Consider the following 20,981-nt stretch of genomic DNA (forward strand, 5'->3'; position numbering starts at 1 on the left):
TAGGACGTCGCCAAGCAACTAAAACACGAGTCAAATGACTCGTGTTTTTTCGTGTTTTATTTTATAATCCATAGTAATAAAAAATGTGTTTAAAGTATTCATATTTTGTTTAAATACAGGGGAATGTGGCTAGGATAGTGAATAAGCAAAAGAGTTGCAAATTTTATTAATACGTATATAATTAAAGTCAAAGATAGTCAAAGTCAATAAAGGTGGCGGATAAATGAGAAATATATCTGATATCATTGAGCAATATCTAAAGCAAGTTATTGACTTAAGTAATAATAATGTGATTGAAATCAAGAGAAATGAGATTGCGGATCGATTCGAGTGCGTACCATCTCAAATCAATTATGTAATCAATACCCGTTTTACGTTAGAAAGAGGATTTGTAGTAGAAAGTAAACGTGGTGGAGGAGGTTACATTCGCATTATAAAAGTCAAACTGCATGATGATATAGACATTATTGATCAAATGCTTCATATGATTGATCATAGCGTTGCGCAAGGGAATGCAGAAAGTATGATTATACGTTTAATAGAAGAGGGAATCATAACAAATCGTGAAGCGAAACTGATGTTAAGTGTAATAGACCGTTCTGTATTATCAATGGATGTTCCTTCTCGAGATGAACTTAGGGCTCGAATATTATGCGCAATGTTAAGAACACTGAAATATAAATAAATATAACTTTTGTAAAAGATTGATAACTAAGATAAAGCAGTTAAATATTGTAGAAGTTTTGAAAAAGAACATGCACTTTTATTTAAATGGATTCAGGAAAGCGAACAATCTAGTAATGTATGAAAAGTACCATGAGATAGAGCGTTCCTGTTGTAAAGGTGGGGATAGTGATGACTTGTCAAAACTGTAACATAAGACCAGCAACTTTACATTATACAAAAGTAATTAACGAGAAGAAGGCGGAAGTTCATCTTTGTGAGCAATGTGCAGAGCAAAGTGGCTATACGTCTTTCTTTCAATCATCGCAGTCTAACTTTTCATTTCATGATTTATTTGCTGGTTTATTACACGGTGAATCAACAATGTTTGAAGAAGGAAAAAATGGATTTTCAAATGCAGATATAGTAAGGTGTCCAGATTGTAAGATGACATATGAACAATTTACAAAAGTCGGACGTTTTGGCTGTTCTTCTTGTTACGATACATTTAAGGAGCATTTAAAGCCATTATTAAAACGCCTTCACGGTGGGCATACAGAACATTGTGGAAAAATTCCGGAACGTATAGAAGGAAATATCCACTTAAAGAAAGAATTAGATGAACTAAAACTTATTCTGAAACAATACGTACAGAAAGAGGAATTTGAGAAAGCTGCAGAGGTAAGGGATAAAATCCGAGGTCTTGAAATACAGCTTAGTGAGCATAGGGAGGGGGAATAATTCTATGTCACTGGACAAAATTATGAACGAAGCAATTAGTCCATGGATGAAGGGGGATGGCCCTGATTCTGATATTGTTTTAAGTAGTCGAATTCGTTTGGCTCGTAATTTTAAACAATATCAATTTTCCACTATGCAAAACGAAGAAGAAGCTAAACAGATTCATGAACTATTCAAAAAGAAATTTATAAATAAAGCAGTAGGGTCCTTTGGGGAGTTTGGACTATTAAAGATGAATGAATTAACCCCTCTTCAAAGGAGAGTTTTAGTCGAAAAGCATTTAATTAGTCCAAATCTTGCAGGGACAGAATATGGAGCATGTCTACTATCAGAAAGTGAACATATTAGTGTTATGCTTAATGAAGAAGACCATATTCGGATTCAGTGCCTATTTTCAGGATTACAGTTATCAGAGGCGCTTCAAAGCGCCAATCAAATAGATAATTGGATTGAGAAAGAAGTTGAATACGCTTTTGATGAGTCACTTGGATATATTACAAGTTGTCCTACTAATGTTGGCACAGGGTTAAGAGCTTCTGTGATGATTCATTTACCGGGACTGGTTTTAACAAAAAGAATTAGCCGTATTATACAAGTAATTCAAAAATTAGGGTTAGTAGTAAGAGGAATATACGGTGAAGGTAGCGAAGCGTTAGGTAATATATTTCAAGTTTCAAATCAAATGACGCTAGGAAAGTCTGAAGAAGATATTATTGCAGATTTAAAGAGTGTCATTCAACAAATTATACAGCAAGAAAAAATAGCTAGAGAATTAATTGTACAAAATTCAAGTATTGAACTTGAAGATAAGGTTTATCGTTCTTACGGCATACTAGCAAACAGTCGTTTAATTCAATCTGCAGAAGCAGCCAATTGCTTATCGGATGTACGACTTGGTATTGATCTAGGATATATAAAAGGTATATCGAGAAATATTTTGACTGAGCTAATGGTTCTTACACAACCAGGTATTTTACAACAATACGCAGGTGGACCTTTAGGGCCAGAAGAAAGAGATTATCGAAGAGCAACCTTAATCCGTGAGCGATTACGTATTGAAAAAAACTAAGCGCAAGTAGGAGGCGATTTCTATGATGTTTGGAAGATTTACAGAAAGAGCACAGAAAGTATTAGCTTTATCTCAAGAGGAAGCAATTCGTATTGGGCATAATAATATTGGAACAGAACATATTTTACTTGGGCTTGTACGCGAAGGTGAAGGAATTGCAGCAAAAGCATTAATTGCTCTTGGATTAAGTCCAGAGAAAGTTCAAAAAGAAGTAGAAGCGTTAATTGGGCGTGGAACAGAAGCTTCTCAAACTGTACATTATACACCTCGTGCTAAAAAGGTTATTGAATTATCTATGGATGAAGCGCGTAAGCTAGGCCATTCTTACGTTGGAACAGAACACATTTTACTCGGTTTAATCCGTGAAGGTGAAGGTGTAGCCGCACGTGTTTTAAATAATTTAGGTGTAAGTCTAAATAAAGCAAGACAACAAGTTTTACAACTTCTTGGAAGTAATGAAGCTAGTTCAGGTCATCAAGGTGGTTCAGCATCAAATGCAAATACACCGACACTTGACAGTTTAGCAAGGGACTTAACAGTTGTTGCGCGTGAAAATCGCTTAGACCCTGTTATTGGACGTGGTAAAGAAATTCAACGTGTAATTGAGGTATTAAGCCGTAGAACGAAAAACAACCCAGTATTAATTGGTGAGCCTGGTGTAGGTAAAACGGCAATCGCAGAAGGATTAGCACAGCAAATTGTAAATAATGAAGTTCCTGAAACTTTAAGAGATAAGCGTGTTATGACACTAGATATGGGTACAGTGGTAGCTGGAACGAAATATCGCGGTGAATTTGAAGATCGTTTAAAGAAAGTGATGGATGAAATTCGCCAAGCAGGCAATATTATTCTATTTATTGATGAGCTTCATACATTAATTGGTGCAGGTGGAGCAGAAGGTGCAATCGATGCATCGAATATTTTAAAACCATCTTTAGCACGAGGAGAGTTACAATGTATTGGGGCAACAACTTTAGATGAGTATCGTAAATATATTGAAAAAGACGCGGCTTTAGAAAGACGTTTTCAACCAATTCATGTTGATGAGCCAAGTTTAGAAGAATCGATTCAAATCTTGAAAGGTTTACGTGATCGTTATGAGGCGCATCACCGTGTATCTATTACAGATGACGCTATTGATGCAGCTGTAAAACTTTCAGATCGTTATATTACAGATCGCTTTTTACCAGATAAAGCAATTGATTTAATTGATGAAGCTGCTTCAAAAGTTCGCTTACGTTCTTATACAACACCACCAAACTTAAAAGAGCTTGAAGTGAAGCTTGAGGAGATTCGAAAAGAAAAAGATGCAGCTGTACAAAGTCAAGAATTTGAAAAGGCTGCATCCTTACGTGATATGGAGCAACGCTTACGTGAGAAGTTAGAAGATACAAAACGTCAATGGAAAGAGCAACAAGGAAAAGAAAATTCAGAGGTTACGGTAGAAGATATTGCAAATGTCGTTTCTACATGGACGCGTATCCCAGTTTCTAAACTTGCACAAACAGAGACTGATAAATTATTAAATTTAGAATCCATTCTCCATGATCGTTTGATTGGTCAAGATGAAGCAGTAGTAGCTGTAGCAAAAGCTGTTCGTCGTGCAAGAGCAGGATTAAAAGATCCGAAGCGCCCAATTGGTTCATTTATTTTCTTAGGGCCAACAGGTGTAGGTAAAACAGAACTTGCAAGAGCACTAGCAGAATCTATGTTCGGTGATGAAGATGCAATGATTCGCATCGATATGTCAGAATACATGGAGAAGCATTCTACTTCCCGTTTAGTTGGTTCTCCTCCAGGATATGTTGGATATGAAGAAGGTGGACAATTAACAGAGAAAGTTCGTCGCAAGCCATATTCAGTTGTCTTATTAGATGAGGTAGAGAAAGCTCATCCGGATGTGTTTAATATTTTACTACAAGTATTAGAAGATGGTCGTTTAACAGATTCTAAAGGACGTACAGTTGATTTCCGTAATACGATTGTTATTATGACGTCTAACGTTGGTGCCGAGGCGTTAAAACGTAACAAACATCTTGGATTTAATGTACAAGATGAAAGCCGTGATTATTCGGATATGAAAGGTAAAGTAATGGATGAGCTGAAAAAGGCATTTCGTCCAGAATTCTTAAACCGTATTGATGAAATTATCGTATTCCATATGCTTGAGAAAAAACATATTCAAGAGATTGTAACTCTTATGGTAAATCAGTTAGTTAATCGCTTAAAAGAACAAGAAATCGAATTGCACTTAACGGAAGGGGCAATTTCAGCTATTGCAGATAAAGGATTTGATCGTGAGTATGGCGCTCGTCCACTTCGCAGAGCAATTCAGAAACATGTAGAAGATAGACTATCAGAAGAACTTTTAAAAGGTGCTATTGAGAAAGGACAAAAAGTTATCTTTGATGTAGAAGGAGAATCATTTGTCATTCATAGTGCGGAAAAGGTAAAATAAGTATAGACAAACAAAGAGGGCTACGCGATAGCCCTCTTTCTTGTACGAGAAGGATAAACGTTTATAGACGAAAGTGAAGTGAACTATAAAAAGGTATGGCTAAAAAGAAAACGAAATTTATATGTCAAGAATGTGGTTATCAGTCACCAAAATATATGGGTAAATGTCCTGGATGTGGTCAATGGAATACACTTGTTGAAGAAATGGAGCCAGTTGTATCATCTAGGCGCCTTAATTACGCGAATGCAATTCAAACGGAAGTAACAAAACCAAGACGTCTTACCGAAGTAGAAACAAAGTCTGAGGCACGTATTGAAACGGAATTTCAAGAGTTTAATCGTGTGCTTGGTGGTGGAATTGTAGATGGGTCCTTAGTGCTTATTGGTGGAGACCCTGGGATTGGAAAATCAACATTACTATTACAGATTTCATCACAATTAGCAGATTCTTCATATGATGTATTATACATATCGGGTGAGGAGTCGGCAAAGCAGATTAAACTTCGTGCAGATCGTTTGCATGTAAAGGGTAGCAATCTATTTGTTGTAGCAGAGACAGACCTGCAGCGTATTGCAGCACATATTGAAGAGATGAATCCAGCTTTTGTTGTTATTGATTCTATTCAAACGATACATTTACCTGAAGTGACGTCAGCACCAGGAAGTGTGGCACAAGTACGTGAATGTACAGCGGAATTAATGAAACTTGCAAAAACAAAAGGAATCCCTATTTTCATTGTCGGGCATGTGACAAAAGAAGGAGCAATTGCAGGACCTCGTATGTTAGAACATATGGTCGATGCAGTTCTTTACTTTGAAGGAGATCGACACCATACGTATCGTATTTTACGGGCTGTGAAGAACCGTTTTGGTTCCACGAATGAAATGGGTATCTTTGAAATGAAAGAGCTTGGTCTTGCGGAAGTTTTAAATCCTTCTGAAATCTTCCTTGAGGAAAGGCCGGTTGGTGTTGCAGGATCAACAGTAGTTGCTTCAATGGAAGGAACAAGACCGGTTTTAGTAGAAATACAAGCATTAATCTCCCCTACTAGTTTTGGAAATCCTCGAAGAATGGCGACGGGAATTGATCATAACCGTGTTTCGCTTATTATGGCAGTATTAGAAAAAAGAACAGGTTTACTATTGCAAAATCAAGATGCATATTTAAAAGTAGCTGGTGGTTTGAAATTAGACGAACCGGCAATTGATTTAGCAGTGGCTTTAAGTATAGCCTCAAGTTTTAGGGATAAATCTACGGCACCAACTGATGCAGTAATAGGAGAAGTAGGATTAACTGGAGAAATAAGAAGAGTATCAAGAATCGAACAACGTGTACAAGAAGCGGCTAAATTAGGATTTCAACGTGTTATTATTCCTAGAAAAAACTTAGGAGGATGGACAATTCCGGATGGGATTGAGGTTGTAGGTGTTTCTAATTTAGGAGAAGCGCTTCGTTTGACATTAGGAGGCTAGGCTATGGAAGAAAATAAGCAACGTGTCAAAAGTATGATTAATATTTTACAGCTCGTGGCCCCAGGAACACCACTGCGTGAAGGGATAGATAATGTACTTCGCGCACAAACAGGGGGGCTAATTGTTCTTGGATATAATGAGCAGATTAAAAGTATTGTGGATGGTGGTTTTCACATTAATTGTGCATTCTCTCCTGCTAGTTTATATGAATTAGCAAAAATGGACGGGGCACTTATTTTAAATGAAACGGGAAGTAAAATTTTAATAGCGAATGCACAGTTAGTTCCAGAGGCATCTATTGATTCTATTGAAACCGGTATGCGTCACCGAACAGCAGAACGTGTAGCGAAGCAGACGGGCAGCCTTGTTGTGGCCATTTCACAAAGACGTAACGTAATTACGCTATATCAAGGGAACTTACGTTATACACTAAAAGATATAGGGGTTATTTTAACAAAGGCAAACCAAGCTATTCAAACGTTAGAAAAATATAAGGCTGTATGGAATGATGGTATTACGAATTTGGGCATTCTAGAATTTGAAGAGGTCGTTACAATGTCTGAGGTAGTTCACGTTTTACATAGTGTTGAAATGGTACTGCGTATTAAAAATGAAATATTGAGCTATATTCATGAGCTAGGAACAGAAGGTAGGTTAATTCGTTTACAGCTTACAGAATTACTAGCTGATTTAGAAGCAGAGGCAGCATTGTTAATTAAAGATTACCATCAGGAGAAAACACAAGACCATCATCAAATTTTGAAAAAGTTACAGGACCTTGCAAATACACAACTTTTAGAGGATAGTGATTTAGTTAAATTACTTGGTTACCCAGGGCAAACCAGTTTAGAAGAAAGTGTGACGCCAAGGGGATATCGAATTACAAGCAAAATCTCTCGTGTTCCGCCACTTATCATTGAAAATTTAATTAATCGATTCAAAACGTTGCAAGGAGTTTGTCGCGCGACTATTCATGAATTGGATGATGTGGAAGGAATTGGGGAAGTAAGGGCGAAGAAAATACGAGAAGGCCTAAAAAGAATTCAAGAGCATCTATATATGAGTAGACACAATTAAGAATATTACATTGATTCCATAATATAACGACACTAGAACATTTTTGGTATATGATATGATATATTGGTAAATAAAACTATTTATAAAAAAACACGTCCGCTTTTGCATTCGGCGTTTTGATTAGCGAAACAATGGTTAATAATGAGTAGGAGGTGGTTGGATGTTAAAACGGATCGTACAGCTCTTCTTTCTAGTGATCGGGGGAGCGTTAGGGATTTACTTAATCCCAAAAGTTATTAATGTATTAGACATCGGTGCTGTTCCTTTATTGGAAGGATCGTATGTTCGTGCGATTATTGGTGCAATTATTTTATTTTTAACAACATTTTGGCTTGTAGATTATATTGTTCAACTTATTAAGCATATTGAAGAGGCTCTTGTAAAGGCGCCTGTAGCAGATGTTTTATTTGGTACATTAGGATTGATCTCTGGTCTTATTGTTGCATATTTAATTTTAATACCGATTCGTGAATTTACAATTCCGGTTATTAGTACGGTATTGCAAGTGTTCTTCACTCTTTTACTTGGATATTTAGGATTCCAAGTAGGATTTAAAAAGAGGAATGAATTGCTAGGATTATTTACATTACCCCAACGCGGAGGTAAGAAGAAAAATAATAACGAGAACGAAGAGGCAGAAGCAGAAAAATCTACGACTCATTGGAAAATTCTCGATACGAGTGTAATTATCGATGGACGTATTGCTGACATTTGCCAAACGAAGTTTTTGGAAGGAACAATTGTGATTCCACAATTCGTATTAGAAGAGCTTCAGCATATTGCCGATTCTTCCGATGCTTTAAAGCGTAATCGTGGTCGCAGAGGACTAGACATTTTAAATCGTATTCAAAAAGAGATGCCGATTCCGGTAGAAATTTATGAAGGCGATTTCGAGGATATCCAAGAGGTGGATAGCAAACTTGTAAAGTTAGCAAAAATCACCGGTGGAACTGTAGTAACGAATGATTTTAACTTAAATAAAGTTTCTGAATTACAAGGAGTAACAGTGTTAAACATTAATGATTTAGCTAATGCAATTAAACCAGTTGTACTCCCTGGCGAAGAATTAAATGTTTATGTTGTGAAAGATGGTAAAGAGCAAAACCAAGGTGTTGCGTACTTAGATGATGGTACGATGATTGTAGTAGAAGATGGTAGAGAGTATGTAGGTTCGCAACTTAATGTACTGGTTACTAGCGTATTACAAACATCAGCTGGTCGTATGATTTTCGCAAAACGTAAATTATTAGAAAAAGCATTATAGGTAGAGGATTATTAATATGTATACATTAATTATTCCGGCAGCCGGCCAAGGAAAGCGGATGGGTGCTGGCAAAAATAAGTTATTCTTACTTATAAATGAAGTACCGATTATCGTTCATACATTACGTGCTTTTGAAAGAGATAAAGCGTGCAAAAGTATTGTTATGGCAATTAACGAAGAGGAACGCCCGTATTTTGAAGAATTAATGCAGAAGTATCCGATTGAAAAACAGGTACAATTTATTCAGGGTGGAGCCGAAAGACAAGATAGTGTATATAACGCGATTCAGCATGCGAGTGATGTTGAATACGTTCTTGTACATGACGGAGCGCGCCCATTCGTAACGAATAAAGTGATTCAAGATGTATTAACAGCAGCAGAAAAATATGGAGCTTCCATTTGTGCAGTGCCAGTAAAGGATACAGTTAAGAAGGTAGAGCAAGGTGTTGTTGTCGAAACGGTAGAACGATCTCAGCTTAAGGCTGTACAAACACCGCAAGGGTTCTCTGTTTCTCTTTTGCTAGAAGCTCATAGAAGTGCAAAACAGAGCTGTTTTCTTGGTACAGATGATGCAAGTCTCGTGGAACGTATTGGAAAGCAAGTAGGTGTAGTAGAAGGGAGTTACTATAATATTAAAGTGACGACTCCAGAGGATTTACTAATTGCTGAAAGTTTCCTTCATGTTCTGAAAAAATAGCCGTGATGGTGTATAACAAAGAAAAGCTCGGCAATGGCCGGGCTTTTCTTTGTAAGGATATCGATATAATATAGAGTCATAAAGCTCAGTGGTTTAGCTCAAGGAGGATGTAAAGAATGTTTCGAATTGGACAAGGTTTTGACGTGCATGAATTTGCAGAAGGTAGACCGTTAATTATTGGCGGAATTACAATTCCACACGAGAAAGGATTAATCGGCCATTCAGATGCAGATGTATTGTTACATACGATTGCTGATGCATGTTTAGGTGCCATTGCAGCAGGAGATATCGGAAAGCATTTTCCTGATACAGACCCAGCTTTTAAAGATGCAGATTCAGCTGTATTGTTGCAAAAAGTTTGGGAATTTGTGCGTGAACAAGGTTACGAGTTAGGGAATTTAGATTGTACAATTATTGCTCAAAAGCCAAAAATGGCACCGCATATTGAAAGTATGCGTAAACGTATTAGTGAACTGTTAGAAACGTCTATAGATAACATTAATGTAAAGGCAACTACAACAGAAAAATTAGGATTTACAGGTAGGGAAGAAGGAATTGCCTCTCAAGCAGTGGTATTATTACAGAAAAAATAATGGTTTTTAATTCGTAAGATGGATAATCACATTTTTTTGTTGTACAATTATAGAATGTGTAGACATTAAGAATGGAAGGTGTACCAATTATGGAAAAGCAAGTGAGAGTGCGCTATGCGCCAAGTCCAACAGGACACTTACATATCGGAAATGCGCGTACGGCATTATTTAATTATTTATTTGCTCGTCATTTAGATGGCAAGTTTATTATTCGTATTGAAGATACTGATGTAAAACGTAACGTGGCTGGTGGAGAAGAAAGCCAATTAAAATACTTAAAATGGCTCGGTATGGACTGGGATGAAGGTGTTGATGTTGGCGGTGAATTTGGACCATATCGTCAAACAGAGCGTTTAGATATTTATAAAAAATTATATCTAGATTTATTAGAGCGTGGTTTAGCTTACAAATGTTATATGACAGAAGAAGAGCTAGAAGCAGAGCGTGAAGGACAAATTTCTCGTGGTGAAACACCTCGTTATGCAGGTAACCACCGTGATTTAACTGAAGAACAAATGAAAGAATTTGAAGCTGAGGGACGTATTCCGAGTATTCGTTTCCGTGTACCAGCTAATCGTGATTACACATTCAAAGACATCGTAAAAGACGAAGTTGCATTCCATTCAAATGATTTTGGTGATTTTGTTATCGTGAAAAAAGATGGAATCCCAACTTATAACTTTGCGGTAGCAGTAGATGATCACTTAATGGAGATTACACATGTACTTCGTGGTGATGATCATATTTCAAACACGCCAAAACAAATGATGATTTATGAAGCTTTCGGTTGGGATATCCCACAATTCGGTCATATGACTTTAATTGTAAATGAAAGTCGTAAAAAATTAAGCAAGCGTGATGAATCTATTATTCAATTTATTGAGCAATATAAAGAGCTTGGATATCTTCCAGAAGCAATCTTTAACTTTATTGCGCTATTAGGTTGGTCACCAGTAGGTGAAGAAGAAATCTTCTCTAAAGATGAGTTTATCAAAATGTTTGATGCAGCTCGTTTATCAAAATCACCTGCATTATTTGATTCTCAAAAACTAAAATGGATGAACAACCAGTATATGAAAAAGCAAGATTTAGATACGGTTGTAGAGTTAAGTTTACCGCATTTAGTGAAAGCTGGACGTGTGGGAGAAACTTTAAGTGAACAAGATCAAGATTGGATCCGTGGTGTAATTGCTTTATACCATGAACAAATGAGTTTTGGAGCTGAAATTGTAGAGCTTTCTGAAATGTTCTTCAAAGATCATGTTGATTATGAAGAAGAAGGACAAGAAGTATTAAAAGGTGAACAAGTACCAGAAGTACTTCGTGCATTTGCTGGTCAAGTAGAAGCACTAGAAGCGATGGAACCAGCAGCAATTAAGGCGGCTATTAAAGCAGTTCAAAAGGAAACAGGTCATAAAGGTAAAAACTTATTTATGCCAATCCGTGTTGCAACTACTGGTCAAACACATGGTCCAGAGCTTCCGAATGCTATTGCACTTCTTGGAAAAGAAAAAGTTTTAAATCGTCTTCAAAAAGTAATTGGTTAACATTTTCTAGGTTTAGAAATATAATAAGTATACTTAAAACCTAATAAGGAAAAGCGACGAGAAGGAGAAGTAGAAAATCAGGCTTTTTACAGAGAGAACCACCTTTAGGCTGGAAGTGGTTTATAAGTGGATTTTTGAAATGCCCCTTCGAGTCTTCTGCTGAACAGTAAATTGTTTTGCGAAACGTCTTAGGGCGTAAAGTAAGCAGAAGCGGTGTACACCGTTATCAGAGATGAGTTTGAGGCTTTTTTAGCCTAAACAGAGTGGAACCGCGCTTATAAGGCGTCTCTGTCAATATGACAGAGGCGTCTTTTTTTATACCGTAAAACTGGGTATGAGTATAAATTTTATCTACTTGTATAAAGATTTAGGGAGATAAGTAGGGAGTTAGTTCACTCGAAAAAGCAGCCCATAAAGGGGAGGGAACGTCGATGTTTAAGAGGCTTCGGGAAGATATTGAAGTCGTTTTTGAACAGGATCCAGCGGCAAGAAGTTATTTCGAAGTCATTTTGACTTACTCTGGATTACATGCAGTTTGGGCCCATCGAATTGCACATGCTTTTTATAAAAAAAATTTCTTCTTTATTGCACGTTGGATCTCACAAGTTAGTCGTTTCTTTACTGGCATTGAGATTCATCCAGGAGCAACAATTGGTCGTCGTTTTTTCATAGACCATGGAATGGGGGTTGTAATTGGAGAAACGTGCGAAATTGGTGATAATGTAACGATCTATCAAGGGGTTACATTAGGTGGTACGGGTAAAGAAAAGGGAAAGAGGCACCCTACAATTCAGGATAATGTATTAATTGCAACAGGTGCTAAAGTACTAGGTTCTATTACAGTTGGAGAGAATTCTAAAATTGGAGCAGGTTCTGTCGTATTAAAAGAAGTCCCTGCACATTCTACAGTTGTAGGTATACCTGGCCGAGTCGTTATTCAAAATGGAGTAAAAATCGGTCAAGAATTAAATCATTCTGACCTTCCAGACCCAATTTTTGATAAGTTAAAGGTCATGGAAGTAGAACTTGATAAATTGAAAAAACAACTTGAAGTAAAGGTAGAAAGGAAGGATAAAAATGACTATTCACATTTATAATACGTTAACACGTCAAAAGGAAGAGTTTACTCCATTAGAAGAAAATAAGGTAAAGATGTATGTGTGTGGACCTACAGTTTATAACTATATTCACATTGGGAATGCAAGACCACCTATGGTATTTGATACGGTACGCCGTTATTTAGAATATAAAGGGTATGATGTGCAGTATGTGTCCAACTTTACTGACGTAGATGATAAATTAATTAAAGCAGCAAATGAATTAGGTGAAGATGTGCCGACAATTGCTGACCGTTTCGTTGAAGCGTACTTTGAGGATGTAACGGCACTAGGTTGCAAACACGCAACAGTTCATCCGCGTGTAACGGAAAATATGGATATTATTATTGAATTTATTCAAGAACTTGTGAATAAAGGATATGCATATGAATCAGAAGGTGATGTGTACTTTAGAACGAAGGAATTCGAAGGATACGGTAAATTATCGCATCAACCAATCGCAGACTTACGTCACGGTGCGCGTATTGAAGTAGGAGAAAAGAAACAAGACCCTCTTGATTTTGCTTTATGGAAAGATGCTAAAGAAGGAGAAATCTTCTGGGAAAGCCCTTGGGGGAAAGGTCGTCCAGGCTGGCATATTGAATGCTCGGCAATGGCACGTAAATACTTAGGAGATACAATCGATATTCATGCTGGTGGTCAAGACTTAGCATTTCCTCATCATGAGAATGAAATTGCGCAGTCTGAGGCGTTAACTGGAAAAACATTTGCACGTTACTGGATGCACAATGGATATATTAATATTAATAATGAGAAGATGTCTAAGTCATTGGGGAACTTTATTTTAGTTCACGATATCATTAAGCAATATAATCCGCAGTTAATTAGATTCTTTATGCTATCGGTACATTACCGTCATCCAATTAATTTCAGTGAAGAGTTATTACAAAGCACAAATAACGGACTGGAAAGAATTAAGACGGCTTACGGTAACTTAAAACACCGTATGGAAAGTAGTACTGATTTAACAGACCATAATGAGAAATGGTTAGCGGAACTGGAAAAATTCCAGACTGCATTTGAAGAAGCGATGAATGATGACTTCAACACTGCTAATGCAATCACTGAGTTATATAATGTGGCAAATCATGCGAATCAATATTTACTGGAAGAACATACGTCTACAGTGGTAATTGAAGCATACGTAAAACAACTTGAAACATTATTTGATATTTTAGGGTTAGAATTAGCGCAAGAAGAGTTGCTTGATGAAGAAATTGAGGCACTTATTCAAAAACGCATTGAAGCTCGTAAAAATCGTGATTTTGCATTATCAGATCAAATTCGCGATGACTTAAAAGACCGTAATATTATTTTAGAAGATACCGCTCAAGGTACAAGATGGAAAAGAGGATAAGAATGATTGATGCAAAGCAATTAAACAGCTTAGCGTTAGCATACATGGGTGATGCGGTATATGAACAATATATCCGCTATCACCTACTTCAAAAAGGGAAAGTTCGCCCTAATCAATTACATCGATTAGGGACGAGCTTTGTTTCAGCAAAAGCACAGGCGAAAGTTGTTTATCATTTATTAGAGACGGCGTTTTTGACAGAGGAAGAAGAGGCGGTATTAAGAAGAGGACGTAATGCAAATTCAGGTACAGTTCCAAAAAATACGGATGTACAAACATATCGACATAGTACAGCCTTTGAAGCGCTAATTGGTTATCATCATTTATTAAATAACCGTGAAAGATTAGACGAAATTGTATATAAGGCTATTGCAGTTTTAGAAGAAAAGGAAGGGGGCACATCATCATGAGTAGTGAATATATTATCGGACGTAACCCTGTAATTGAGGCGTTACGATCAGGGAGAGATATAAATAAAATTTGGATCGCAGAAGGTGCTGCCAAAGGACAAGTACAGATTGTACTAGCGTTAGCGAAAGAAAATAAGGTTATTTTACAACATGCACCAAAGAAAAAGTTAGATCAATTAGTTGAGGGTAATCATCAAGGTGTAATTGCTCAAGTAGCTGCATATCAGTATGCGGAGTTAGAAGAGTTATTCAAAGTGGCAGAAAAACGTAATGAAGATCCATTCTTCTTAATTTTAGATGAGATTGAAGATCCGCATAACCTAGGTTCTATTATGCGTACTGCTGATGCGACAGGAGCTCATGGAATTATTATTCCAAAGAGAAGGGCTGTGGGGCTTACAGCGTCAGTTGCGAAAGCATCAACAGGAGCGATTGAATACATTCCTGTTGCGCGCGTAACGAACTTATCCCGTACAATTGATGAATTAAAAGAACGTGGACTTTGGATTGCTGGTACAGATGCCAAAGGGAAAACGGATTACCGTAATTTAGATGGTAAAATGCCAATTGGGTTAGTAATTGGTAGTGAAGGAAAAGGTATGAGTCGTATTATTGGTGAAAAGTGTGATTTCCTAATCACTCTACCGATGGTTGGTAAAGTTACATCCTTAAATGCTTCCGTAGCCGCAAGTTTGTTAATGTATGAGGTATATCGTAAACGTCACGAAATTGGTAAATAAAAGATGAACGATATTTTAATCGTTGACGGTTACAACATTATCGGAGCTTGGGGAGATTTGAAGAAACTGCGGGATGTAGATTTACAATCATCAAGAGATGCACTTATTGATAAGATGGCGGATTATCAAGGTTATACAGGTACAAAAGTGATGATAGTCTTTGATGCCTATACAGTACATGGTATTGAAAAAAAGATGAAACAATCTCGTGTGGAAGTAATATTCACACGAAAGAATCAAACTGCAGACGAAAAGATAGAGCAACTTGCGATAGAGCTTAGAAATATAAATACACGAATATATGTTGCGACTTCTGATTACACGGAACAATGGGTTATATTTGCGCAAGGTGCCCTTCGGAAATCTGCGCGTGAATTAGAGTTGGAAGTACAGGCAATGGAGCAACAAGTAAGAAGGCGTACAAAAGACACGAAAGAACAGCAACCCGCCATGCGAAAGATATTTAGTAAAGATATTACAGAAAAATTAGAAAAATTAAGAAGAGGAGAGCGTTGAAGCATTGACGCTCTTTGTCTTTTTACTGTATAATATTGCTAAATAAATAGCGGTCGGAGGGATCAAGGTGGAAGCAGGCTTCGTAAGTGTAGGCGACGTTACATTTCGTGATTTAGAGGATGAGGCAATCGTTGAGTTAGTTCGAAAAGGTAATACTGACGCTCTAGAATATTTAATTCACAAATATAAGAACTTTGTTCGCGCGAAATCAAGATCTTACTTTTTAGTGGGTGCCGATCGAGAAGATATTGTTCAAGAAGGTATGATAGGATTGTTTAAAGCAATTCGTGATTATAAAGAGGACAAGCTGTCTTCATTCAAAGCATTTGCTGAACTGTGTATCACTCGACAAATTATTACCGCTATTAAAACGGCAACAAGGCAAAAACATATTCCCTTAAATTCGTATGTGTCTTTAGATAAGCCGATTTACGATGAGGAATCTGATCGAACGTTATTGGATGTTATTTCTGAAGCGAAGGTAACTGATCCTGAAGAGATGATTATTAGCCAAGAAGAATATACAGACATAGAATCAAAAATATCAGAATTATTAAGCGATTTAGAAAGAAAAGTACTTTCTTTATATCTAGATGGGCGTTCTTATCAAGAGATTTCAGAACAGTTAAACAGACATGTGAAATCTATTGATAACGCTTTACAGCGGGTGAAGAGGAAATTGGAACGATATATGGAAATGCGAGAAAGTACAACTTTAAATTCATAACAAATAACAAGTGCAACAGGTGTAAAATAAATCACCTGTTTTCTTTTGTAGACAGTACAAAATGCATGTCATTGACATTGTCTTTTATTGTATGATACATTTTTAGGGACATAATGTTACAAGGTTGGTGTAACTAATGAGGAAAAAAGTTGTACTCTCATGTGAAGAGTGTAAAAATCGAAACTACTCTACTATGAAAGATACGAGCTCAATAGAGCGACTTGAAATAAAAAAGTTTTGTAAAACATGCAATCAGCATACAGTTCACAAGGAAACAAAATAAATAATTGAAATAATACACTGGAGGTCCCGCAGATGCGTTTAACGAACTTTTTCGGCGATGTAGGTCGCGAAATGAAAAAAGTAAGTTGGCCTAAAAAAGATGAATTACTCCGCTCAACAGCGACTGTTGTTGCTACAGTTGTGTTCTTTGCGATTTTCTTCGCAGTAGTTGATATGGGCATTTCTTCTTTAATTCGGTTAATTCTTGGTTAATTCTTGAATAAGAAGCACTTATCCATGATATAATGTTATTTATAAGAACTGTGTAAAAGCCCGGTGAACGGGTTTTTTTCATTTGCGCAAAAAAATGTACGTCAGGGAGGGAAGGACGCTCGTCCTAAATGAATGGAAAAAAGTTGGTATGTTGTCCATACTTATTCTGGATATGAAAATAAAGTAAAAGCAAACCTAGAGAAGCGTGTAGAATCAATGGGTATGCAAGATAAAATTTTCCGTGTTGTTGTCCCGGAAGAAGTAGAAGTAGAAATGAAAAACGGAAAAGAAAAATTAATGAAAAGAAAAGTGTTCCCAGGTTATGTATTAGTAGAATTAATCATGACTGATGATTCTTGGTATGTTGTACGTAACACGCCGGGTGTAACTGGGTTCGTTGGTTCTTCTGGTTCTGGATCTAAACCATCACCTCTATTAGAAGAGGAAGTTGTTACCATTATGAAACATATGGGAATGGACAACGAAGTGGTTGATTTCGACTTTGAACTTCATGAGACAGTACGTGTAAATGAGGGGCCATTCGCAGATTATACAGGTGCTATTGAAGAAATTGATGTGGAGAAGAAAAAGGTTAGCGTACTTGTGGACATGTTTGGTCGCGAGACTCCAGTTGAACTTGACTTCCATCAAATTGAAAAATTATAAAATGAAACTTGAAATGAATTGTAAAAAGTGATAATATCTTTTAAGTCAGTACGTCTTCGTTATCGGAGACGTTTTTTGAAAGATTTTATCCTTACAGATAAAATATGACGTGGGAGGGCAAATCACTGTCCAATTGACCACATCACGGACTTAAGGAGGTGTGTCTCGTGGCTAAAAAGGTAATTAAAATGGTAAAGCTTCAAATTCCTGCAGGTAAAGCTAACCCAGCTCCACCAGTTGGTCCAGCATTAGGACAAGCAGGTGTTAACATCATGGGCTTCTGTAAAGAGTTTAACGCTCGTACAGCAGATCAAGCTGGTCTTATCATCCCTGTTGAAATTACGGTATTTGAGGACCGTTCATTCACTTTCATTACTAAAACTCCTCCTGCTGCTGTTCTTCTTAAGAAAGTAGCTGGTATTGAGTCTGGTTCTGGTGAACCAAACCGTAATAAAGTGGCAACTGTTAAGCGTGATAAAGTACGCGAAATCGCTGAAACTAAAATGCCTGACCTAAACGCTGCTAGCGTAGAAGCTGCAATGCGTATGGTTGAAGGTACTGCACGCAGTATGGGCATCGTTATCGAAGACTAATTCGATTTGTTTTTAAAAAAGGTTGCGGGTCTGGAATTCCAATTCGCAACCTTTATTATCGTAAATGATTATTGTTTTTAAATAAATGGATGGCGCTCATCCTCAGGTTATACCTGAAAACAGGCGTAAACGTGGGAGGTTATTCCGCTAAAACCACATTCGAGGAGGAAATAAAAATGGCTAAAAGAGGTAAAAAGTACGTAGAAGCTGCAAAGCTTGTTGATCGTGCATCTGCTTACTCTGCAACAGAAGCAGTAGAATTAGTAAAGAAAACAAACACAGCTAAATTTGATGCAACTGTAGAAGCTGCATTCCGTTTAGGTGTTGACCCTAAGAAAGCTGACCAACAAATCCGTGGTGCAGTTGTTCTTCCACACGGTACTGGTAAAGTACAACGTGTATTAGTGTTCGCTAAAGGTGAAAAAGCTAAAGAAGCTGAAGCTGCTGGCGCTGACTTTGTAGGCGATACTGATTACATCGGTAAAATCCAACAAGGTTGGTTCGATTTCGATGTAGTAGTAGCAACTCCTGACATGATGGGTGAAGTTGGTAAACTTGGTCGCGTATTAGGACCTAAAGGTTTAATGCCAAACCCTAAAACTGGAACAGTTACTTTCGATGTAACTAAAGCTGTTAACGAAATCAAAGCTGGTAAAGTTGAATACCGCGTTGATAAAGCTGGTAACATCCATGTTCCAATCGGTAAAGTATCTTTCGAAGATGCTAAATTAGTAGAAAACTTCAAAACAATCGCTGACACTTTATTAAAAGTTAAGCCATCTGCTGCAAAAGGTACTTACATGAAGAACGTAACAGTTGCTTCTACAATGGGACCTGGCGTACGCGTAGACGTTTCTACATTAGCGTAAAAATTGGAAGTTGACTTCATAAAGAAGATTTAATATAATCATTTATGTTGTGAATTTAAATAGTGTACCGTAGACAGTAGGTGTCAATAGACTTAATTTCCTACCTAGGTGTTAATATACGAAACGGAATTTTTTTCTGTGACTATATGCCTCCATGTCTACAAGTTGGGCATGGAGGTTTTTAGTGCACTTTCGGTACATCTTCTATATAATCTACAGGAGGTGTAATAACATGAGCAAAGTAATCGAAACTAAACAACAAGTTGTAACTGAAATCGCGGACAAACTTCGTGCTAGTAAATCTACAATTGTTGTTGACTACCGTGGTTTAACAGTTTCTGAAGCAACAGAATTACGTAAGCAATTACGTGAAGCTGGCGTTGAGTTCAAAGTTTACAAAAATTCTCTAACTCGTCGTGCTGCAGAATCTGCTGAAATGGCTGAGTTAAACGAATTCTTAACAGGACCAAACGCAATCGCGTTCAGTAACGAGGATGTAGTTGCTCCTGCGAAAGTATTAAACGACTTCGCTACAAAACATGAAGCTTTAGAAATTAAAGCGGGCGTAATCGAAGGTAAACTTGTAACACTTGATGAGGTTAAAGCAATCGCTACTCTTCCATCACGTGAAGGCTTACTTTCTATGCTTCTTAGCGTTCTTCAAGCTCCAATCCGTAACCTTGCACTTGCTACTAAAGCAGTTGCAGAACAAAAGGAAGAGCAAGGCGCTTAATTTTTTAAAAGATAATTACTTGTTATCTATAAAACAATACAAACCTATTTAAGGGAGGATATTTACAATGACTAAAGAACAAATCATTGAAGCAGTTAAATCTATGACTGTATTAGAACTTAACGACTTAGTAAAAGCTATCGAGGAAGAATTCGGCGTAACTGCTGCTGCTCCTGTAGCTGTAGCTGGTGGCGCTGGTGAAGCTGCTGCTGAAAAAACTGAGTTTGACGTAGTACTTGCAAGTGCTGGCGCTCAAAAAATCAAAGTTATCAAAGCTGTACGTGAAATCACTGGTCTTGGCTTAAAAGAAGCTAAAGAATTAGTTGACAACACTCCAAAAGCAATCAAAGAAGGCGTTTCTAAAGAGGAAGCTGAAGAAATGAAAGCTAAACTTGAAGAAGTTGGCGCTGCTGTAGAAGTTAAGTAATTAACTTTTGATGCTTTAAAAAAAGCTCGCTCTCATGCGAGCTTTTTTTTTAACTGTAAAGAAAAGAGGTGGCCATATGGCAGACCATTATTTTTCTAACGACCCTTCTAGTAAAAGTGATCGTAAACGATGGGAATTTCCACTTCGTGGATCTCAATTTACTTTTTTATCTGACCATGGGGTGTTTTCGAAAAACGAGGTGGACTTTGGTTCTCGTCTTTTAATTGAAGCGTTTCAAATGCCGGATATTAAAGGTGATATATTAGACGTAGGTTGTGGATACGGTCCTATTGGTTTGTCGTTAGCGAAAGAGTTTCAAGGTTGTGAAGTTCACATGGTGGATGTGAATGAAAGGGCGCTTGGGCTTGCGAAAGAAAATGCCGCTAATAACAGAATCGAGAATATACGTATTTTTCAAAGTAGCGTCTATGAAAATGTAGATGGCGAGTATGCTGCTATTCTATCTAACCCTCCAATTCGTGCGGGTAAAGATATCGTACATGAGATTTTAGAAAAAGCTGTGGAGTATTTAGTTCCAGGTGGAGAACTTTGGATTGTTATTCAAAAGAAGCAAGGTGCACCATCTGCGCTGAAAAAACTAGAAGAAGTATTTTCTGAAGTTGAGATTGTAGAAAAGAAAAAAGGATATTATATCATAAAATCAAAAAAACGTTGACGGTTATTTTTGGCTATGTTAACATTATACAATGCCAATATATGATTTTCTGCGTTGAGAAAGATGTATATTT

The 20,981-nt window shown here is 37.2% G+C and carries 24 protein-coding genes and 2 other annotated features; all 24 genes read left to right on the forward strand.

Annotation, left to right across the window (positions count from 1 at the left end; all coding sequences use genetic code 11):
- The first annotated feature begins 223 nt into the window (after nt 1-223).
- The 24 genes from ctsR (at nt 224) to DN400_RS27095 (ending at nt 20,908) form a co-directional block, all read left to right on the forward strand.
- Nucleotides 224-685 carry a transcriptional regulator CtsR gene (gene ctsR, locus DN400_RS26980; RefSeq protein WP_001244560.1) on the forward strand — a complete coding sequence of 154 codons (462 nt, stop codon included), beginning with the start codon at nt 224-226 and terminating at the stop codon, nt 683-685.
- A gap of 170 nt (nt 686-855) precedes the next feature.
- On the forward strand, nt 856-1,404 hold the full coding sequence (gene mcsA, locus DN400_RS26985) for a protein-arginine kinase activator protein McsA (protein ID WP_000128385.1): 549 nt from the start codon (nt 856-858) through the stop codon (nt 1,402-1,404).
- A gap of 4 nt (nt 1,405-1,408) precedes the next feature.
- Nucleotides 1,409-2,473: a protein-arginine kinase McsB gene (gene mcsB / locus DN400_RS26990; protein WP_000050836.1), complete on the forward strand. Its 1,065-nt coding sequence runs from the start codon at nt 1,409-1,411 to the stop codon at nt 2,471-2,473.
- A 22-nt stretch (nt 2,474-2,495) separates the two neighbouring features.
- The gene (clpC, locus tag DN400_RS26995; RefSeq protein ID WP_000971170.1) at nt 2,496-4,931 is read left to right on the forward strand and encodes an ATP-dependent protease ATP-binding subunit ClpC; all 2,436 of its coding nucleotides are present in this window, start codon (nt 2,496-2,498) and stop codon (nt 4,929-4,931) included.
- Nucleotides 4,932-5,026: 95 nt separating this feature from the next.
- Nucleotides 5,027-6,403, forward strand: a complete 1,377-nt coding sequence (gene radA / locus DN400_RS27000; RefSeq protein WP_001085199.1) for a DNA repair protein RadA — start codon at nt 5,027-5,029, stop codon at nt 6,401-6,403.
- A gap of 3 nt (nt 6,404-6,406) precedes the next feature.
- Entirely contained in the window at nt 6,407-7,480 is a 1,074-nt protein-coding gene (gene disA / locus DN400_RS27005; protein ID WP_000392164.1) for a DNA integrity scanning diadenylate cyclase DisA, read from the forward strand.
- Nucleotides 7,481-7,640: 160 nt separating this feature from the next.
- Complete coding sequence (locus tag DN400_RS27010) at nt 7,641-8,744, forward strand: PIN/TRAM domain-containing protein (RefSeq protein ID WP_000919679.1); 1,104 nt, start codon at nt 7,641-7,643, stop codon at nt 8,742-8,744.
- 16 nt (nt 8,745-8,760) lie between these two features.
- Nucleotides 8,761-9,441, forward strand: a complete 681-nt coding sequence (gene ispD, locus DN400_RS27015) for a 2-C-methyl-D-erythritol 4-phosphate cytidylyltransferase (protein ID WP_000288307.1) — start codon at nt 8,761-8,763, stop codon at nt 9,439-9,441.
- 116 nt (nt 9,442-9,557) lie between these two features.
- A complete protein-coding gene (ispF, locus tag DN400_RS27020) occupies nt 9,558-10,034 on the forward strand; it encodes a 2-C-methyl-D-erythritol 2,4-cyclodiphosphate synthase (RefSeq protein WP_000488386.1) in 477 nt (158 codons plus the stop codon).
- An 89-nt stretch (nt 10,035-10,123) separates the two neighbouring features.
- Nucleotides 10,124-11,581, forward strand: a complete 1,458-nt coding sequence (gene gltX / locus DN400_RS27025) for a glutamate--tRNA ligase (RefSeq protein ID WP_000415150.1) — start codon at nt 10,124-10,126, stop codon at nt 11,579-11,581.
- Between the two features lie 47 nt (nt 11,582-11,628).
- Nucleotides 11,629-11,874: a binding site (T-box leader), on the forward strand.
- A 138-nt stretch (nt 11,875-12,012) separates the two neighbouring features.
- Complete coding sequence (gene cysE / locus DN400_RS27030) at nt 12,013-12,678, forward strand: serine O-acetyltransferase (protein ID WP_000476500.1); 666 nt, start codon at nt 12,013-12,015, stop codon at nt 12,676-12,678.
- Nucleotides 12,659-14,056 carry a cysteine--tRNA ligase gene (gene cysS, locus DN400_RS27035; protein ID WP_000152273.1) on the forward strand — a complete coding sequence of 466 codons (1,398 nt, stop codon included), beginning with the start codon at nt 12,659-12,661 and terminating at the stop codon, nt 14,054-14,056. The genes cysE and cysS overlap by 20 nt, the downstream gene beginning before the upstream one ends.
- A gap of 2 nt (nt 14,057-14,058) precedes the next feature.
- Entirely contained in the window at nt 14,059-14,466 is a 408-nt protein-coding gene (locus DN400_RS27040; protein ID WP_000564261.1) for a Mini-ribonuclease 3, read from the forward strand.
- The gene (gene rlmB, locus DN400_RS27045) at nt 14,463-15,206 is read left to right on the forward strand and encodes a 23S rRNA (guanosine(2251)-2'-O)-methyltransferase RlmB (protein ID WP_000093765.1); all 744 of its coding nucleotides are present in this window, start codon (nt 14,463-14,465) and stop codon (nt 15,204-15,206) included. The genes DN400_RS27040 and rlmB overlap by 4 nt, the downstream gene beginning before the upstream one ends.
- 3 nt (nt 15,207-15,209) lie before the next feature.
- The gene (locus DN400_RS27050; protein WP_000997887.1) at nt 15,210-15,722 is read left to right on the forward strand and encodes an NYN domain-containing protein; all 513 of its coding nucleotides are present in this window, start codon (nt 15,210-15,212) and stop codon (nt 15,720-15,722) included.
- A gap of 67 nt (nt 15,723-15,789) precedes the next feature.
- Nucleotides 15,790-16,449 carry an RNA polymerase factor sigma-70 gene (locus DN400_RS27055; protein ID WP_000387198.1) on the forward strand — a complete coding sequence of 220 codons (660 nt, stop codon included), beginning with the start codon at nt 15,790-15,792 and terminating at the stop codon, nt 16,447-16,449.
- Between the two features lie 136 nt (nt 16,450-16,585).
- Nucleotides 16,586-16,732, forward strand: a complete 147-nt coding sequence (gene rpmG / locus DN400_RS27060) for a 50S ribosomal protein L33 (RefSeq protein ID WP_014481927.1) — start codon at nt 16,586-16,588, stop codon at nt 16,730-16,732.
- 32 nt (nt 16,733-16,764) lie between these two features.
- Nucleotides 16,765-16,944, forward strand: coding sequence for a preprotein translocase subunit SecE (secE, locus tag DN400_RS27065; RefSeq protein ID WP_001241323.1), 180 nt, complete (start codon nt 16,765-16,767; stop codon nt 16,942-16,944).
- A 132-nt stretch (nt 16,945-17,076) separates the two neighbouring features.
- Nucleotides 17,077-17,610 carry a transcription termination/antitermination protein NusG gene (gene nusG / locus DN400_RS27070; RefSeq protein ID WP_000415794.1) on the forward strand — a complete coding sequence of 178 codons (534 nt, stop codon included), beginning with the start codon at nt 17,077-17,079 and terminating at the stop codon, nt 17,608-17,610.
- Between the two features lie 167 nt (nt 17,611-17,777).
- Nucleotides 17,778-18,203: a 50S ribosomal protein L11 gene (gene rplK, locus DN400_RS27075; protein WP_001085872.1), complete on the forward strand. Its 426-nt coding sequence runs from the start codon at nt 17,778-17,780 to the stop codon at nt 18,201-18,203.
- Nucleotides 18,204-18,379: 176 nt separating this feature from the next.
- Nucleotides 18,380-19,072 (forward strand): 50S ribosomal protein L1, encoded by a 693-nt coding sequence (rplA, locus tag DN400_RS27080; protein ID WP_002094239.1) that lies wholly within the window; start codon nt 18,380-18,382, stop codon nt 19,070-19,072.
- A gap of 49 nt (nt 19,073-19,121) precedes the next feature.
- Nucleotides 19,122-19,265, forward strand: a sequence feature (ribosomal protein L10 leader region).
- A 39-nt stretch (nt 19,266-19,304) separates the two neighbouring features.
- Entirely contained in the window at nt 19,305-19,805 is a 501-nt protein-coding gene (gene rplJ / locus DN400_RS27085; protein WP_000048718.1) for a 50S ribosomal protein L10, read from the forward strand.
- 67 nt (nt 19,806-19,872) lie between these two features.
- Nucleotides 19,873-20,232, forward strand: a complete 360-nt coding sequence (rplL, locus tag DN400_RS27090) for a 50S ribosomal protein L7/L12 (RefSeq protein WP_000159737.1) — start codon at nt 19,873-19,875, stop codon at nt 20,230-20,232.
- A 76-nt stretch (nt 20,233-20,308) separates the two neighbouring features.
- Nucleotides 20,309-20,908 carry a class I SAM-dependent methyltransferase gene (locus tag DN400_RS27095; RefSeq protein ID WP_000763269.1) on the forward strand — a complete coding sequence of 200 codons (600 nt, stop codon included), beginning with the start codon at nt 20,309-20,311 and terminating at the stop codon, nt 20,906-20,908.
- Nucleotides 20,909-20,981: the final 73 nt, after the last annotated feature.

Source organism: Bacillus sp. AR8-1, from assembly GCF_008042345.1.
Lineage (GTDB): Bacteria > Bacillota > Bacilli > Bacillales > Bacillaceae_G > Bacillus_A > Bacillus_A cereus.